Genomic DNA, 16724 nt, shown 5'->3' with positions numbered 1-16724 from the left:
CGCGGTCCAGGAGAGCTTGAGCGCGCGGCATGATCAGGGCTTGGGCAGCGTGCCGACCTCGCTGTCCCAGCGCGCGATCAGGCGCTTGCGCTCCGCCGACTTGCCGTACTTCGCCTGGTCGTAGTCGATCAGCTTCATGTCGGAGAATTTCGGCGCCTCGGGCGGCAGCGGCGTCGCCTTGTTCGACGGCACCTGGAACTGCTTGGCCTGGGCCTCGAGCTTCTGCGCCTCGGGGGAGAGCGCCCAGTCGTAGAATTTCCTGGCGTTGGCGAGATTGCGCGCGCCCTTGACGATGCTCATCGAGCCGATCTCGTAGCCGGTGCCCTCGCAGGGCGTCGCCGTCTTGACCGGGAAGCCGGCCAGCGCCTCGGTGACGCCGTCATGCACGAAGCTGATCGATACCGCTGTCTCGCCGCGCGCCACCGCCTTCATGGGCGCGGTGCCCGAGCGGGTGTAGGCGTTGATGTTGGCGTGCATCTTCTTGAGGTAGTCGAAGGCCTTTTCCTCCCCCATCAGCTGCACCAGGGTGGCGATGGCGACGTAGGCGGTGCCCGACGAGTTGGGATTGGCCATCTGGATCTCACCCTTGAACTCGGGCTTCAGCAGATCGGCCCAGCAGGCCGGCGCCTTGGCGCCCTTCTTGGCGAGCAGCTCGGAATTGAAGCCGAAGCCCAGGGCGCCGGCATAGATGCCGACCGTCTTGCCGCCCGAATCGGTATTCTGCTTGACCGCCCAGGGATGCAGCTCGCCGAGGCGCGGCGACTTGTAGACCTCGGTGAGGTTCTCCTCGGCGGCCTGCAGGTGCGGATCGCCCGTACCGCCGAACCAGACGTCGCCCTTGGGATTCTGCGCTTCGGCCTTGAGCTGGGCGATCGTCTCGCCCGAGCCCTTCTGCGTGATCGAGACCTTCGTCCCCGTGGTCTTCTGGAACTCGTTGGCGATCAGGGTGCACCATTCCACCTGCACCGAGCAGTAGACGTTCAGGACGCCCTGCGCCGCTCCGGGCGTGGCGAAGCCCAGAACCAGTGCGCCGAGACATGCCGCCGCGATCTTCATTGCGTTCTCCCGTGTGACGCTTTTGTTACATCCTCGCACGCGGCGGTGCTGGATGACCAGCGCCCGGCGTCGGATGTGCCGGGCGCGGATGACGTGCACCCGGCACGGCTACCAGCGTCCGATGCCGCCGATCACCAGGGTGGGCACGCCTTCGGTGTGGCTCCTGACCGTGAAGACCTGGCTGCCGGGCCGCCGGCCGTTGCGCACGTCGGTGACGTCGATGCCGGCCGCCTCGAGCCTCGCGTGGGCCTTGACGGTGTCGGGCACGCGCCAGCTCAGGCCCCACAGCTGATCGGGAGCGTCCGACATCCCGCGCTCGAGATCGTGGGCGATCTCGACCACGAGGTCGTCGCAGCGGAAGAACAGCAGGCGTGAGCCCCATTTGGGATTGCTGCGATCGAGGCGCAGGTCGAGCCCGAGCCGCCCGGCATAGAAGGCGATCGCCCGCTCGGGATTGGGCGTGCGGACGACGACGTGATCGAGCGCCGAGACCGCCGCCGCCTCGTCGACGATGGCGGGCGACGGCGCAGGCCGCGTACCGCGCTCGACCAGCGCGATCGGCACGCCGTGCGTTGCCGTCGTCGACAATTCGAGCATCCTGCCTCTCGTGGTCGGCACGGCCCGCCGCTCGAGCAGCTTGGCCGCCTTGTCGAGCGACGGCGTCGCGAACGCCATCGCCGACAGCGCCGCGCCGCCGCTGCCGAACGTTAGCCCGACATTGCCGGTCTGAAGGCGCCCGTCGACGGCGCGGCGGCCGAGGAGGGTTTCATAGGCCTGCTGGGAACCGGCGAGCGTGAGATGGTCGAGGCCTTGGATCATGAGTGGACTAGTTCGGCAACGACGATTCTGGCCAGCGCGGACAACCGCTCGAGAATGCCGTCGATGTCAATGTCGGCTCGCGGACTGACGACAACACGCGTCATCGACGTCTGAGCGACGCCGATTTCTCCTGTATTCGCCGGCGATGCTCTTCGAGCGTTATGCCCCCTCCTTGCGCAAGCGAAGCAAGCCCCTCGTCGACGAGCGGCTTCACCCAGGATCATCTGTGTCGAGCTGGATGTGTTCGGCGACGATGCTCGCCACGGCCTGCCCGACACTGTCGTAGTGTCCGGCCGCGACCTGCGTTTCGAGCCATTCCTGCTGCTCGCGAGGAAGGATGATCGTCATCGCATCAGCTTAGCCCAAATCGGCCGGCTACCCAATCCGCTTCAGCCCCGCCTTGTATTCGATGCCGCGCCGGACATAGTCCCCGGCGCTCTCGCGCATGCGCACGAGATTGTCTTCCGTCACCTCGCGAACCACCTTGGCCGGCGCGCCGAAGATCACTGAGCGGTCGGCAAAACGCTTGTTCTCGGTAACGACGGAGCCGGCGCCGATCAGGCATTCCTTGCCGATCACCGCGTTGTTCAGCACCACGGCGGCGATGCCGATCAAGGTGCCGTCGCCGATCGTGCAGCCATGCAGCATCGCCTGATGGCCCACGGTCACGCCCTTGCCGAGCGTCATCGGCAGGCCGAGGTCGGTGTGCAGCGAGCAGCCCTCCTGGACGTTGGATTCGTCGCCGATCACGATCGGCTCGTTGTCGCCGCGGATCACGGCGCCCGACATGACGCTGACCCGCTCGCCCAGCGTCACCGCCCCGATGATCGTCGCCTCCTCGGAGATGTAGCAGGAGGCGGGAATGACCGGAACGCGGTCGTCGAGCTGGTAGATGGCCATGATATGGAAGCTTCCTTTGTGCTTGGGCTGCTCAACTACACGAGTTGCGATCCGTCGTCTTGGTCGGCCCGGCGCGTCCGAGGTCGGACGGCGGCGAGCGCATCGACAATATCCTGGGCCTGCCGCGTGCGGCCGGCAAAGGCCGCCACGTCCTGGAGTCGGTTAGCTCTCGCGACGCAAGGACCGTGCAGTCGAGGGTGCCGAGACCGGAGGGAGCCGCATGGCTGGGCTGTACCGCACGCCGGAAGGTCCCCTTTCTCAATCCCGCCATCAATGCGTAAGCTCACGCCTGAAAGTCATCCGGTCACGAGGGGGAAACATGAGCGAAATCGATGGCGCTACACTGCTCGCCAGGAGCCTGAAGCAACAGGGCGTCGACCATCTGTTCGGGGTCGTCGGGTTTCCGATCACCGCGATCGCCGCCGCGGCGCAGAAGGAAGGCATCGCCTACCTCGGCATGCGCAACGAGCAGAGTGCCGCTTACGCGGCGGGAGCCTACGGCTATCTCACCGGCCGGCCCGGCGCTTGCGTCACCGTTACCGGCCCGGGCGTGGTGCATGGTCTGGCAGGTCTCGCCAATGCCCAGCAGAATTGCTGGCCCATGATCCTGATCGGTGGCGCCTCGGAGACCTATCGCGGCGGCATGGGCGCCTTCCAGGAAGAGCGCCAGGTGCTCATCGCCTCGCCGTTCTGCAAGTTCGCGCATGGCATCGAGACCGTGGCGCGCATCCCCTATTACGTCGAGCTGGCAACCCGGTATGCGATCAACGGGCGGCCCGGGGCCAGCTATCTCGACATGCCCGACGACATCATCCGGGGCACCTGCGAGCTCGACAAGGCGGTCCAGGTCGACCGCGTGCCCGAGCCGCCGCGCATGGTGGCGCCGCCGGAGAACGTCGAGGCGGCGCTGAACCTGCTCGAGAAGGCCCAGCGGCCGCTCGTCCTGGTCGGCAAGGGCATGGCCTGGGCGCACGCCGAGGACGAGGTCCGCGCCTTCATCGAGCGCACGCAGGTGCCGTTCGTGCGCTCGCCGATGGGCAAGGGCGTGCTGCCGGACGACCATCCGCTGTCGGCCGGCGCGGCGCGTACCCTGGCGCTCCAGCAGGCCGACGTGATCTTCCTGATGGGTGCGCGGTTCAACTGGATATTCCACTTCGGCCTGCCGCCGCGCTTCTCCAAGGACGTCAAGGTCATCCAGCTCGACATCTCGCCCGAGGAGATCGGCCACAACAAGTCGACGGAGGTGGCTCTGGTCGGTGACGGCAAGGCCATCATGGCGCAGGTCAACAAGGCCCTGGTCAACCGCCAGTGGTTCCATCCAAAGGACACGCCGTGGCGCATGGCGCTGTCCAAGAAATCGGCCGAGAATGCTGCGTCGATCAAGCCGCAGATCGACGACGATACGGCGCCGGCCGGCTACTACCGCGCGCTGCGCGATGTCGCTGCCTGGATGCCGAAGAACGCCGTGTTGAGCGCCGAGGGCGCCGGCACCATGGATATCGGCCTTACCCAATTGCCGAGCTTCAACGCCCGCTCGGTCCTCAATGCCGGCACCTACGGCACGATGGGCGTAGGGCTCGGCCAGGCCATCGCCGCCGCCGTGGCGGATCCCAGCCGGCCAGTCGTCCACCTCTCGGGCGACTCGGCGATCGGCTTCTCCGGCATGGAGATGGAGACGCTGGTCCGCTACAACCTGCCGGTGAAGATCGTGGTTCTCAACAACGGCGGCATCGGCCCCGGCATGCCGGAGATCCCGGAGAACCCGTTCTTCAACCTGAAGCCAAACGCGCTGATCTACGGCGCGCGCTACGACAAGGTCCTGGAAGCTTTCGGCGGCAAGGGATGGTTCGTCCACGATCCGAAGGACATCCGCAAGGCGCTCGACGAGGCGATGGCCTTCCCGGGACCTGCCCTGGTCAACATCGTGCTGTCGCAAGGCTCGACCCGCAAGGCGCAGCAGTTCGCCTGGCACAGCTGATCGGGCACAACTGACGGAGTGACACAACGAGGGCCGGGCCATTCCGGGCACGGCTCCATATCGGAGGGAACGCCATGGATCAGTCAATGCAGCCGGACGTCACGACCGCGACGCAGCCGGCCCTCAAGGGGATCAAGGTGCTCGACCTCACCCAGTTCGAGGCGGGCCCGTCCTGCACCGAGGCACTGGCCTGGCTCGGAGCCGACGTCGTCAAGGTGGAGGAGCCCAATCGCGGCGAGCCGGGGCGCTGGGGAATGACCGATCGCGCCGACGCCGATTCGACCTACTTCGTCTACTACAACCTCAACAAGCGCAGCATCACCTGCAACCTCAAGACCGAGGAGGGCAAGGCGCTGCTGCGGCGGATGATCGAGAAGGCCGACGTCCTGATGGAGAACATGGCGCCGGGCACCTTCGCGCGCCTGGGGTTCGACTGGCCGCGCCTGCACGCGCTCAACCCGCGGCTGATCTTCGCCCAGGTGAAAGGCTTCTCGCCGGAGAGTCCGCACGCCAGCTATCTGGCGTTCGACATGATTGCCCAGGCGATGGGTGGCACGATGGGCATCAACGGCCATCCCGACCAGCCGCCCGTCCGCCCGGGTTCGACGCTCGGCGATACCGGCACCGGGATGCTGGCCGCCTTGGGCATCGTCACGGCGCTCTACCAGCGCATGACGACGGGCCGCGGCCAGCACATCCAGATCGCCATGCGCGATGCAATGCTGAACTACTGCCGCACGCCGATGAGCCGCCAGGCCGCCATGGACACCCAGCTGCCGCGCGGCGGCAACACGGTGCCGGGGACGGCGCCGGGCGGTCTCTACAAGTGCGCGCCCGGCGGGCTCAACGACTGGGCCTACATCTTCGCCTCGCGCGGCAACGAGGATCACTGGCGCCGCCTGGTCAAGGCGATTGGCCGCGAGGACCTGCTCACCGACCCGCGCATGTCCGACCCCTCCACCCGCGGCGCGAACCGCGAGGCCGTGGACGAGGCCATCAACGCCTGGACGTCCAAGCATACCAAGCAGGAGGTGACCGAGATCGTCGCCGGCGCCGGCGTGCCCTGCGGGGCCGTCATGACTACCCTCGAGCTGATGCACGACCCCGACCTGCACGCGCGCGGCATGATGCAGACGATCGACCATCCGGTCCGCGGCCCGGTCATCGTGACGGGCTGGCCGCTCCGGATGTCGGATACCAAGGTCGCGCTCAAGCCGTCGCCTGTCCTCGGCGGGGATTGCGAGGCGATCTACGGCGAGTGGCTTGGCTGCTCGCCCGACGAGGTCAAGGACATGAAGAAGGCCAAGGTGATCTGAGGATCGCTGTCGCGGCAGCGGGACTCCGCCGCCGAAGGCCTGCGAAACGCTACAGTGACGAACGGCCCGCTTCAGCGGGCCGTTTTCGTTTGCGCACGCGACGGTGCCATCGCGCGAAGCTCGAGGCAGCGTCGTTGACGGCCTCGAGCGTCCTGCAACGAGGCCGGCCACGACGGTGGACCCTTCGAGGCGAAACCTCGTTCGGGGGCGTGACCGAGCTTTGGCGGGTTGCAGAACGCACGGTGCCGGGTCCTAATGGTCGGGAGAGCCGACCGGTTGGCCACCAGGGCCGGCCACAGGATCCGATCGACGAGGAAGGGCGCCAAGGTCGCGCCGTACAAACTGATTTGAGTGACACAACAATGGGCCGCACCGTTCTGGGTGACAGGCCCCTCATGGGAGTGATCGCCATGCAGGATCAGGTAATGCAGCAGGAGATCGCGGCCGGGACTGCGCCCGCGCTCAAGGGGATCAAGGTGCTCGACCTCACCCAGTTCGAGGCCGGGCCGTCCTGCACCGAGGCGTTGGCCTGGCTCGGCGCCGACGTCGTCAAGGTCGAGGAGCCTAGTCGCGGCGAGCCGGGCCGCTGGGGATCGAGCGATCGGCGCGACGCCGATTCGCACTATTTCATCTACTACAACCTCAACAAGCGCAGCGTCACCTGCAACCTCAAGAGCGAGGAGGGCAAGGCGCTGCTGCGGCGGATGATCGAGCAGGCCGACGTCGTGATCGAGAACATGGCGCCCGGCACGTTCGCCCGCCTGGGCTTCGACTGGCCGCGCCTGCACGCGCTCAATCCGCGGCTGATCTTCGCCCAGGTCAAGGGCTTCGCGCCGGAGAGCCCGCACGCCAACTATCTGTCGTTCGACATGATCGCCCAGGCAATGGGTGGCACGATGGGCGTGAACGGCCATCCCGACCAGCCACCGGTGCGGCCGGGCCCGACGATCGGCGATACCGGCACCGGCATGCTGTGCGCCATGGGCATCCTCGCCGCGCTCTACCAGCGCATGACGACCGGCCGCGGCCAGCACATCCAGATCGCCATGCGCGATGCGATGCTGAACTACTGCCGCACGCCGATGAGCCGCCAGGCCGGCATGACCGAGCAGCTGCCGCGCGGCGGCAACACGGTGCCCGGGACGGCGCCGGGCGGCCTTTACAAGTGCGCGCCCGGCGGCATCGACGACTGGTGCTACATCTACGCCTCGCGCGGCAACGAGGATCACTGGCGCCGCCTGGCGAAGGCGATCGGCCGCGAGGACCTGATCGGCGATCCGCGCATGAAGGACCCCGTGACCCGCGGCCAGCACCGCGAGATCATCGATGCGGCTCTCAACGAATGGACATCCAAGCGCACCAAGCAGGAGGTGACCGAGATCATCGCCGGCGTGGGTGTTCCGTGCGGCGCCGTCATGACCACGCTCGAGCTGCTGCACGACCCGGACCTGCACGCGCGCGGGATGATGCAGACGATCGACCATCCGCTGCGCGGGCCGATCACCGTGCCGGGCTGGCCGCTCAGGATGTCGGATACCAAGGTCGCGCTGAAATGCGCCCCGGTCCTCGGCGCCGATTGCGAGGCGATCTACGGCGAATGGCTCGGCTGCACGGCCGACGAGGTCAAGGAGATGAAGCAGGCCAAGGTGATCTGATAAGCGATGAGCTGGCGGTACGCGGCCAAATGGTTGGCGATCGGCGCCATCGCGGGAGTCGTGCTCGTGGCAGCCTGGGTGTCGCTCGATCTCCTGCTGGGCGTCTCGACGGTGGTGGCGGGCAGGGCAATCCTCCTCATCGGCATGACCACGGTGATCGGCCTGACCGTCGGAGCCGGGCAGATCGTCTGGCGCAGGTTTTGGAGTCGGTGGTGACAAAGGCTCCCGAGGGTTTCTGCTATCCGTGTACAGTGGACCTGATGGTAAATGCCTGACCGCAGGGCATATGGAGAAGCCATGCACCAACTACGATACGAAGAGCTGCATCCAGAGTTCGGCGCAAGCCTGCGCGGCGTCGACCTCGCCAAGCCGCTCACGCCCGACCTGATCCGGGAGATCGAGGCGGCGATCGATCGGTATTCGTTCGTCTGCTTCCCCGGTCAGTCGATGGATGACGACCGCCAGCTCGCCCTCACGCGCCAGTTCGGCAACCCCGAGCCGAGCCACACCAGTGTCGGCAAGATCGAGTATTTCGGCACTATCGGTAACGTTCAGCAGGACGGCACGGTGCTCGGCAACTCACACAAGAAGACCATCTTCCTCACCGGTAACAACATGTGGCACTCGGATGCCTCGTTCAAACCGGTGCCCGCCTTCCTCTCGATCATGTGCGCCTACGAGACGCCGGCCGAGGGCGGCACGACGATGTTCGTCTCCCTGCGCGCCGCCTACGATCGCCTCTCGCCGGAGCGCAAGGCCGAGCTTCATCCCCTGATCGCAATTCACGACTACGTCTATTCGCGCTCGAAGGTTGCCCCCGATGCCGTCTCGCCCGAGATGGCGGCCACGCTGCCGCCGGTGCGCCAGCGGCTGGTCCGGACCAATCCGGCGACGGGCGCCAGGAACCTCTTCCTCGGCTCGCATGTCCGGGAGATCGAGGGCATGAGCCAGGCCGCCGGCCGTGCCCTGATCGACGAGCTGACCGAGGCAGCGATCCAGGCCGAGCACATCTACGGCCACGCCTGGCAACCGGGCGACGTCGTCCTGTGGGACAACCGCTGCCTCCTCCATGCCGGAAGCGGCTACGATGCCGACCGCCACCGCCGCTACATGCGCCAGACCCGCGTCAGCGGAGCGTGCTCGACGTTGGAGGAGGTTGGTTAGCCAGCGGGGACATTGCCGCTCGGAGCGCTGCGCGAACCAAGGGAGCCATGCACAATGTACTGTCGGCCAAAGGCGGGAAGATGCGACGGCGAACGATCACCACTCTTCTCGGCGGAGCGGCGGTCGGCTGCGCTGTCCCGGCGGCGGCTCAGCAATCGCCCATGCCGGTGGTTGGCATCCTGTCTTCCTCGTCGGCCGAGGCCCCGGCTGGACGTATTGATGCAATAGAGGTCGCCTTGAGGCAGGCGGGCTACGTCGTTGGACAGACGGTCCGCATCGAGTATCGCTATGGCGACAACCGTCCGGAGCGGTTGCCGAGGCTTGCCGAGGAACTCGTCGCTCTTCCGGCCAATGTGATCATGACTTCTGGCGGGCCCGGACCGATCTTTGCGGCGAAGGCCGAAACGACAACGATCCCAATCGTGTTTGCCCCGCTGTCGGATCCCGTTCAGCTGGGCGTGGTCGCGAGCCTCAACCGGCCCGGCGGCAACATCACCGGGATTGCGGCGCTTACAATTGAGCTCGATCCCAAGAGGCTGGAACTGCTGAACGAGCTGGTGCCCGCCAAAGGACCGTTCGGCATCCTGTTCAATCCGGCCCGCCCTGATAGCCGCCAGCAGCTTGCGGCAATCGAGTCCGCAGCCAACTCTGTTGGCAGAGAACTGCATCTGGTGCCGTCGTCGGCGCCGCCAGACATCGAAGGTGCGCTCGGGTCGCTCGCCCGGCACTCCGTTGTCGGCGTGCTGGTGGCAGCCGACGCTTTCTTCGCTGGCCAGCACAAACGGATCGTGTCTGCGATGGCGACCCATGGATTGCCCGCGATCTATCAATGGCGCGAGTTCGTCGATGCTGGCGGGCTGGCGAGCTACGGCCCAAGCCTGTTCGAGTCCTATCGACAAGCGGGCATCCTTGCGGCGCGGATCCTGAAGGGCGAGAAGCCTGGCAATCTCCCGGTCCAGCAGCCGACCAAGTTCGAACTGGTCCTGAACGTGAAGATGGCGCGATCGCTCGGCTTGACGGTTCCTCTTGCGCTGCTTGGGCGCGCGGACGTGGTCGTCGAATAGAGCGGACGCGCTCTTTGGACCTTCCGTTTACGTAAAGGGCCATTGACGTTTACGTAAACGTCAACTACATCATCGCCATGTCTGGCGCCGTCCCGCCGGCCGCCGAAGCGGCCACTGCCCAAGCTTCGCGCGACACCCAGCGCACCTACACCATTGCCGAGCTCTCGCGCGAGTTCGGGGTTACGCCGCGCACCATCCGCTTCTACGAGGACGAGGGGCTGATCAAGCCGCGCCGGCAGGGGCTGATGCGGCTCTACAATCAGCATGACCGCACGCGGCTCGGCTGGATCCTGCGCGGCAAGCGGCTCGGCTTCCCGCTGGCCGAGATCCGCGCGCTGCTCGAGCTCTATTACATCGATCGCACCGGCAATCAGCAGATGCGCGAGCTGCTGCGGCGCAGCCGCATCCACATCGCCGAGCTGGAGCGCAAGCGGCGCGATCTCGATGCGCAGATCGACGAGTTCAAGGATGTCGAGGTTCACGTCGCCAAGGAGCTGCGGCGCCGCGGCATCGATCCGGACGTCGAGTAGAGCGCTGTCCGGAGACAGTTGTTGCAACAGGCCCATGCCGTCCGGCTGTAATCGGTCAAACGGCATGGGCTCCAGGAGGAAACAATGGCCGTCTACAAGGCACCGCTGAAGGACATCAACTTCGTGCTCAACGAAGTGCTCGACGTTTCCAGCCTGGCGACGCTGCCGGGCTACCAGGACGCCACGCCCGACACCATCCAGGCGATCCTCGAGGAGGCGGCCAAGCTCTGCGAGAACGTGCTGTTCCCGCTCAACCGCAGCGGCGACGAGGAAGGCTGCACCTATGAGAACGGCGTGGTGCGCACGCCCAAGGGCTTCAAGCACGCCTACGACATGTTCCGCGACGGCGGCTGGACGGCGGTGACCTGCGATCCCGAGTACGGCGGCCAGGGCTTGCCGGCCACCGTGGGCTTCGCCCTGCAGGAGATGTTCACCGCCTCCAACCAGGCCTTCGCCATGTATCCGGGCTTGAGCCACGGCGCCTACGAGGCGCTGTCGCGGCACGGTTCGGAGGCGTTGAAGAAGCTCTACCTGCCCAAGCTCACCGACGGCACCTGGACTGGCACCATGTGCCTGACCGAGCCCCATTGCGGCACCGACCTCGGCATGCTGCGCACCAGGGCCGAGCTGCAGGCCGACGGCAGCTACTCGATCACCGGCACCAAGATCTTCATCTCGGCCGGCGAGCACGATCTCTCGGAGAACATCCTCCACCTGGTGCTGGCGCGTCTGCCGGATGCGCCGGGCGGCACCAAGGGAATCTCGCTGTTCCTCGTGCCGAAGTTCCTGCCCAAGGCCGACGGCACGGTCGGAGAGCGCAACGGCATCCGCTGTGGCGCCATCGAGCACAAGATGGGCATCAAGGCCAACGCGACCTGCGTGATGAATCTGGACGGCGCCAAGGGCTGGCTGGTCGGCGAGCTCAACAGGGGCATGCCGGCGATGTTCGTGATGATGAACGCCGCCCGCCTCGGCGTCGGCATGCAGGGCCTCGGCATCGCCGAGACGTCGTACCAGAGCGCGGTTGCCTACGCGCGCGACCGCACCCAGGGCCGCTCGCTGACCGGCCCGAAGAATCCCAGTGGGCCGGCCGATCCGATCATCGTCCATCCCGACGTGCGGCGCATGCTGATGATCCAGAGATCGTTCACCGAGGCGGCCCGGGCGCTATCGCTGTGGGTCGGCATGCTGATCGACGAGGCGCACAGCCATCCCGACGCCGACAAGCGCACGGCGGCCGACGATCTCGTGCAGATGCTGACGCCGATCATCAAGGCGCACTTCACCGACATGGGCAGCGAGTGCGCCAACCTCGCCGTGCAAACCTATGGCGGCCACGGCTTCATCCGCGAGAACGGCGTCGAGCAGCTGGTACGCGACGCCCGCATCACCCAGCTCTACGAAGGCACCAACGGCATCCAGGCGCTCGACCTGATCGGCCGCAAGCTGCCGATGAAGGGCGGCCAGGCGGCGCAGCGCCTGCTCGGCGAGATGAGCGGCTTCGTCGCGGCGCACAAGGGCGACGACAAGATGAAGGAATTCGTCGAGCCGCTCGAGAAGGCGCTGGGCCGCGTGCAGGACGCCGCGCTGTTCGTCATGCAGCACGCCATGAAGGATCACGACGAGGCCGGCGCGGCGGCGACCGACCTGCTGCGCCTGATGGCGCTCACCGCCATGGCCTTCATGTGGAACCGCATCGTCGTCGCCGCCCAAAAGGGCCTGGCGAACGGGAACGACAACGCCTTCTACGAGGCCAAGCTGGCCACCGCGCGCTTCTACCTGGCGCGCGTGCTGCCGCAGACGACATCGCTCAACCACCAGATCAAGGCGGGCGCGGCAACCCTGATGGCGCTGCCGGCCGAAGCCTTCTGACGGTCAGGTGCGCGCGCGATCTCTTCTCCCCTCCAGCTTTGCTGGGGTGTCCGCGTCTTCGCGGACGGAGGGGTCATGAGTCACAGTCCCGCTGCTCATGACCCCGTCGCCGTAAGACGGCGACACCTCCCCAGCGAAGCTGGGGAGGAGAATGATCGTCGCGCAACCAAGGTCCCGGGCTCCACGGGAGAGGGAGGTCTCTCGGCGCGCGCCATGGCGCACCAGGCCGTTGGCGGCCGGCGACTGCGGCTCTCCCGCGTGCCGATCTTCGCCTCGCATTGGCTGCTGCCGCGCCTCGGCGCGTTCCTTGCCGCCCACCGGAGATCGAGCTGCAGGTCGAGGCCAGTCGGCGCATGGCCGACATGGAGGCGGGGCTGGTCGACGCGGCCCTGCGCTACGGCGACGGCAGCTGGTCCGACGTGTCCGCCGAGCGGATCATGAAGCTCCGCATGGTGCCGGTGGCGGCGCCCGCGCTGGCGCGGCGGCTGAAGCTTCGGCGGCCGGCGGACCTGACGGGCGCACCGCTGATCCGCGTCTCGCCGTTCGGCACGTCGTGGACGGAATGGGCGCGCGGCGCCGGTCTCGATCCCGCCCGCTTCGAGCCGAGGCCGAGCGAAGCCAAGGGCCTGCAGGTCGACGGCATGGGCGCCTCGGTGCGGGCGGCCGCGCACGGGCTCGGCGTCGCCCTGGTGTTCGATCCGCTGATCGACAGCGAGATCGCGTCGGGCGCGCTGGTGTGTGTCGGGCCTGACGTCCCGGCACGTGGCCGGATCTGGCTGGTGCGCCGACCGCGCGAACGCGGGCAGCCGGCCATCCGCGCGCTGCGCCGCTGGCTGTTCGCTCAAGTCGGAGGATGAGACGTGTACACTCTCGCCGCCTACGTCGGGGCGGCCTTCCTCGAGATCGCCGGGTGCTTCGCCTTCTGGGCATGGCTGCGGCTCGGCGCCTCGCCCTGGTGGACGGTGCCGGGCGTCCTGGCGCTGGTTGCTTTCGCCGCGCTGCTGACACGGGTCGAGGTCGCTGCCGCCGGCCGCGCCTATGCCGTCTATGGCGGCATTTACATCGTCGCTACTCTGGTCTGGCTGTGGCTGGTCGAAGGCACGCCGCCCGATCGCTGGGACGTCATCGGGGCCGCCGTGTGCCTGCTCGGCGCTGCCATCATCCTGTTCGCGCCGCATCGCGCGGTGGCGTGAAGCGCCGTGGCTGGGAGCGCGCCACTCCGATGGCGCTCATAGGATCCGTGATCGAAGAGAGATGAGCGCCATCGGAGTGGCGCGCTCCCAGCGGAAGAGATTGTTTCCTACGAGTGGCGCGCTCCCAGCCATGAATCACACTCAACTCGACTGACGTGCGATGCGTTTGTAGAAGCGCCCCGCGTCACCGATATCGACATCATGGACATCAAGCTTCCTGCGCGCGATGGCGTGATGCTGGCGGCGACGCTGTTGGCGCCCGCGCAGTCGAACGGATCGGCGCTGCTGCTGAACAGCGGCACCGGCATCCCGCGCCAGTTCTATGGCGCCTTCGCGCGGCATCTCGCCGAACGCGGATTCGCCGTGCTGACCTACGACTATCGCGGCATCGGCGAGTCAGAGGCGCCGCGGTCGGCGACCATGGAGCAGTGGGGTGCGATCGATCAGGCCTCGATGATCGACCACCTCGTGCGGCTTCACCCCGAAGAGTCTGTCGGACTGGTCGGCCATTCGCTGGGCGGGCAGGTCCTGGGGCTGGCCGACAACATCTCCCGCGTGCGGGCAGCCGTCCTGATCTGCAGCCAGACCGGTCATTGGCGGCATTGGCCGCGCGGGCGCCGCCGGCTGCGCATGCTGGCGCTGTGGTGGCTGCTGATTCCCGGGCTCACGGCGGCGACCGGCCGCTTTCCGGGCTCGTGGATCGGCACCGCCGATCTGCCGGCCGGCATTGCCCACAACTGGGCGCGCTGGGGCCGTTCGCGCCATTACGTTTGCGATGCGCGCGGCCGCGCCCTGCGTCCGCACAACGACGACGTCGATTGCCCCATCCGCTGGCTGAGCTTCTGCGACGATCCGCTGGCGCCGTTCGCCGCCGTCGAGGCGCTGCGTCCCTACTATCCGCGCGCCGCGGTCGAACGCCTGCACCTGGCGCCGCGCGATCTCGGCGTCGAGACGGTCGGCCATTTCGGCTTCTTCCGCAAGTCGATGCCGCGCAGTCCGTGGGACGAGATCGCGGGCTGGCTGGCGCAGGCCCTGACGGAACGCCGGCCCGTGACGCCGCCCCGGCTCGTCCCAGCCGGCGGCGAGCGCAGCGCGGTGTAGCGAAGCGATGCATTCTCGTCAGAACGCCTCGGCGAGGACCAGCTCGCCGGCCTGCCGGATACCGAGCAGTGCCGTATGGTCATCGGGTGGTCCTTGGCTGGCTCGGTGAATTGAAGGGCTCAGAAGTTGCGTTCGTCAATCGGGCTCGGGGTAGCAGTCCGGGAGCAAGGGCTCGGGAATGCCTTCCCCGGCCATTCCGATCGGTTGTTCCGGCCCGGCTGAATGTGCTCTAGGGTGCCGCTCCCAAACGAACCGACTGTCGAAGGAGTGTCATGTCCGCACCGCATGTTCTGGCAGAGGTCAAAGATGGCATCGGTTGGCTGACGCTCAACCGCCCGGAGTCGCTGAACGCGCTGTCGTTCGAGATGACCGACCTCCTGATCAAGCACACCGCCGAGTTCGAGAAGGATGCGCGGGTGCGCTGCGTGGTTATTCGCGGCGCCGGCACGCACTTCATGGCGGGCGGCGACATCAAGGGCTTTCACAAATCGCTCACCGAGAACAAGGCGGCGCATCTCGCGGGCTTCGAGATGCGCGTGGTGAAGGCGCACCAGACGATCTATCAGATCCGTCGCATGGGGAAGCCGGTGCTCGCCTCGGTGCAGGGCGCAGCGGCGGGGTTCGGTCTGTCGCTGATCCTGAACTGCGATCTCGCCATCGCCTCCGACGATTCGTTCTTCACCCTGGCCTACCGCCATATCGGCCTGTCGGCCGACGGCGGGGCGACGTATTTCCTGCCCCGCGTCGTCGGCGAGCGCAAGGCGCTCGAGATCGCGCTGCTGGGCGAACGCTTCACCGCTCAGGACGCCAAGGACAACAACATCCTGAACTGGATCGTGCCGCGGGAAAAGCTGGCGGCCGAGACCGAGGCGATGGCCCGCAAGCTCGCCGATGGGCCGACCTTCGCGCTCGGCGTCGCCAAGCGCCTGATCCGCAACTCGTTCGACAATTCCTGGGACGAGCATTCGCATCGCGAGGCCGAAGGGCTGGCGGCGTGCGCGGCGACCGAGGATCATGCCGAGGGACTCGCCGCCTTCCTGGAGAAGCGCAAGGCGTCGTTCAAAGGGAGGTAGCGATGCAGGACCGCCATATCGGCGACGTGCGCGTCACGCGCATCGAGGAGCAGATGGGGCCGGGCTTCCCGGCCAAGGATTTCTTCCCCGAGTTCAATCCCGACGCCTTCCAGGCCGAGCAGCACTGGCTGGCGCCGAGCTACTACCAGCCGGAGAGCGGCCGGCTGGTGACGTCGATCCATTCGTGGCTGCTGCGCACCGGCAAGCACACGATCCTGGTCGACGCCTGCAGCGGCAACCACAAGCCGCGCCCGGGCATGCCGCGTTTCGACATGCTGGACACCAAGTATCTCGACCGCCTGCGCGAGGCCGGCGTGCAGCCCGAGGAGATCGATTTCGTGATGTGCACCCATCTGCACGTCGATCACGTCGGCTGGAACACGCGGCTGGAGAACGGCAAGTGGGTGCCGACCTTCCCCAACGCCAAGTACGTGATGTCGCGCACCGACCACGAGCACTGGGCGGCGCTGGCCAGGAAGCCCGGCACCGAGACCTACCAGGTCAACACCTACAACGATTCGGTGCTGCCCATCGTCGAGGCGAAGAAGGCGGAGTTCGTCACCGGCACGCACGGCATGTGCGACTGCCTGACCCTGGTTCCGGCGCCCGGCCACACGCCCGGTCAGATGCGCGTCGACCTCGACTCGCGCGGCAAGCGGGCGATATTCGCCGGCGATGCGTTGCACAACCCGGTCCAGGTTCCGCTGTGGAAGTGGAACAGCCGCTTCTGCGAGGACCTCGACCTCGCGCGCAAGAGCCGCCACACGCTGCTGGCCGATTGCGTCGAGCAGGGCGCGCTCCTGATGCCGGCCCACTTCGCCCCGCCGCACGCCGCCTACGTCAAGGACAAGGGCGACCGCTTCGAGCTCGACTGGGACTGGGACAACGCCCGCGGGCGGTGAGCTCGTGACTTCCTCCCCGGCTGCGCTGGCTTTCTAGAGCGTGATCGTCTCGTGTGGAGCCGACCCGGTATCCATTCTGTCATCCTGAGCGCAGCGAAGGA

Annotated in this window: 17 protein-coding genes; 13 read left to right on the top strand and 4 right to left on the bottom strand. The window is 67.1% G+C overall.

All coding sequences use genetic code 11. From position 1 onward, the window contains the following. Positions 1-33: 33 nt before the first annotated feature. From ACILR9_RS35605 to ACILR9_RS35590, 4 genes are all read right to left on the bottom strand, one after another. Entirely contained in the window at positions 34-1056 is a 1023-nt protein-coding gene (locus tag ACILR9_RS35605; protein ID WP_395714741.1) for an ABC transporter substrate-binding protein, read from the bottom strand. Positions 1057-1164: 108 nt separating this feature from the next. Beyond that, entirely contained in the window at positions 1165-1875 is a 711-nt protein-coding gene (locus ACILR9_RS35600; protein ID WP_395714740.1) for a VOC family protein, read from the bottom strand. 210 nt (positions 1876-2085) lie between these two features. Next, the gene (locus ACILR9_RS35595; RefSeq protein ID WP_395714739.1) at positions 2086-2223 is read right to left on the bottom strand and encodes a hypothetical protein; all 138 of its coding nucleotides are present in this window, start codon (positions 2221-2223) and stop codon (positions 2086-2088) included. A 27-nt stretch (positions 2224-2250) separates the two neighbouring features. Then, positions 2251-2775: a gamma carbonic anhydrase family protein gene (locus tag ACILR9_RS35590; RefSeq protein ID WP_395714738.1), complete on the bottom strand. Its 525-nt coding sequence runs from the start codon at positions 2773-2775 to the stop codon at positions 2251-2253. Positions 2776-3094: 319 nt separating this feature from the next. On the opposite strand from ACILR9_RS35590, the gene ACILR9_RS35585 reads away from it, so the two are divergent. The 13 genes from ACILR9_RS35585 (at position 3095) to ACILR9_RS35525 (ending at position 16623) form a co-directional block, all read left to right on the top strand. Continuing rightward, complete coding sequence (locus ACILR9_RS35585) at positions 3095-4753, top strand: thiamine pyrophosphate-binding protein (protein WP_395714737.1); 1659 nt, start codon at positions 3095-3097, stop codon at positions 4751-4753. 74 nt (positions 4754-4827) lie between these two features. Beyond that, positions 4828-6069 carry a CaiB/BaiF CoA transferase family protein gene (locus ACILR9_RS35580; RefSeq protein WP_395714736.1) on the top strand — a complete coding sequence of 414 codons (1242 nt, stop codon included), beginning with the start codon at positions 4828-4830 and terminating at the stop codon, positions 6067-6069. A 410-nt stretch (positions 6070-6479) separates the two neighbouring features. Continuing rightward, complete coding sequence (locus ACILR9_RS35575; RefSeq protein ID WP_395714735.1) at positions 6480-7724, top strand: CaiB/BaiF CoA transferase family protein; 1245 nt, start codon at positions 6480-6482, stop codon at positions 7722-7724. A gap of 6 nt (positions 7725-7730) precedes the next feature. Beyond that, positions 7731-7940: a hypothetical protein gene (locus ACILR9_RS35570; RefSeq protein ID WP_395714734.1), complete on the top strand. Its 210-nt coding sequence runs from the start codon at positions 7731-7733 to the stop codon at positions 7938-7940. A gap of 81 nt (positions 7941-8021) precedes the next feature. Beyond that, on the top strand, positions 8022-8888 hold the full coding sequence (locus tag ACILR9_RS35565; RefSeq protein WP_395714733.1) for a TauD/TfdA dioxygenase family protein: 867 nt from the start codon (positions 8022-8024) through the stop codon (positions 8886-8888). A gap of 47 nt (positions 8889-8935) precedes the next feature. After that, positions 8936-9952, top strand: a complete 1017-nt coding sequence (locus ACILR9_RS35560) for an ABC transporter substrate-binding protein (RefSeq protein WP_395714732.1) — start codon at positions 8936-8938, stop codon at positions 9950-9952. 77 nt (positions 9953-10029) lie between these two features. Then, positions 10030-10482, top strand: a complete 453-nt coding sequence (locus tag ACILR9_RS35555; protein ID WP_395714731.1) for a MerR family DNA-binding transcriptional regulator — start codon at positions 10030-10032, stop codon at positions 10480-10482. A gap of 84 nt (positions 10483-10566) precedes the next feature. Beyond that, positions 10567-12354 (top strand): acyl-CoA dehydrogenase C-terminal domain-containing protein, encoded by a 1788-nt coding sequence (locus tag ACILR9_RS35550; RefSeq protein WP_395714730.1) that lies wholly within the window; start codon positions 10567-10569, stop codon positions 12352-12354. Between the two features lie 278 nt (positions 12355-12632). Next, positions 12633-13211 (top strand): LysR substrate-binding domain-containing protein, encoded by a 579-nt coding sequence (locus tag ACILR9_RS35545; protein WP_395714729.1) that lies wholly within the window; start codon positions 12633-12635, stop codon positions 13209-13211. 3 nt (positions 13212-13214) lie between these two features. Further along, a complete protein-coding gene (locus ACILR9_RS35540) occupies positions 13215-13547 on the top strand; it encodes a YnfA family protein (protein WP_395714728.1) in 333 nt (110 codons plus the stop codon). A gap of 201 nt (positions 13548-13748) precedes the next feature. Further along, positions 13749-14648, top strand: coding sequence for an alpha/beta fold hydrolase (locus ACILR9_RS35535; RefSeq protein ID WP_395714727.1), 900 nt, complete (start codon positions 13749-13751; stop codon positions 14646-14648). Positions 14649-14920: 272 nt separating this feature from the next. Further along, a complete protein-coding gene (locus ACILR9_RS35530) occupies positions 14921-15721 on the top strand; it encodes an enoyl-CoA hydratase/isomerase family protein (protein ID WP_395714726.1) in 801 nt (266 codons plus the stop codon). Between the two features lie 2 nt (positions 15722-15723). Continuing rightward, positions 15724-16623: an MBL fold metallo-hydrolase gene (locus tag ACILR9_RS35525; protein WP_395714725.1), complete on the top strand. Its 900-nt coding sequence runs from the start codon at positions 15724-15726 to the stop codon at positions 16621-16623. Positions 16624-16724: the final 101 nt, after the last annotated feature.

This window comes from Reyranella sp. (assembly GCF_044224635.1).
Classification (GTDB): domain Bacteria; phylum Pseudomonadota; class Alphaproteobacteria; order Reyranellales; family Reyranellaceae; genus Reyranella.
This window is presented reverse-complemented; position numbering and strand designations above follow the sequence as displayed.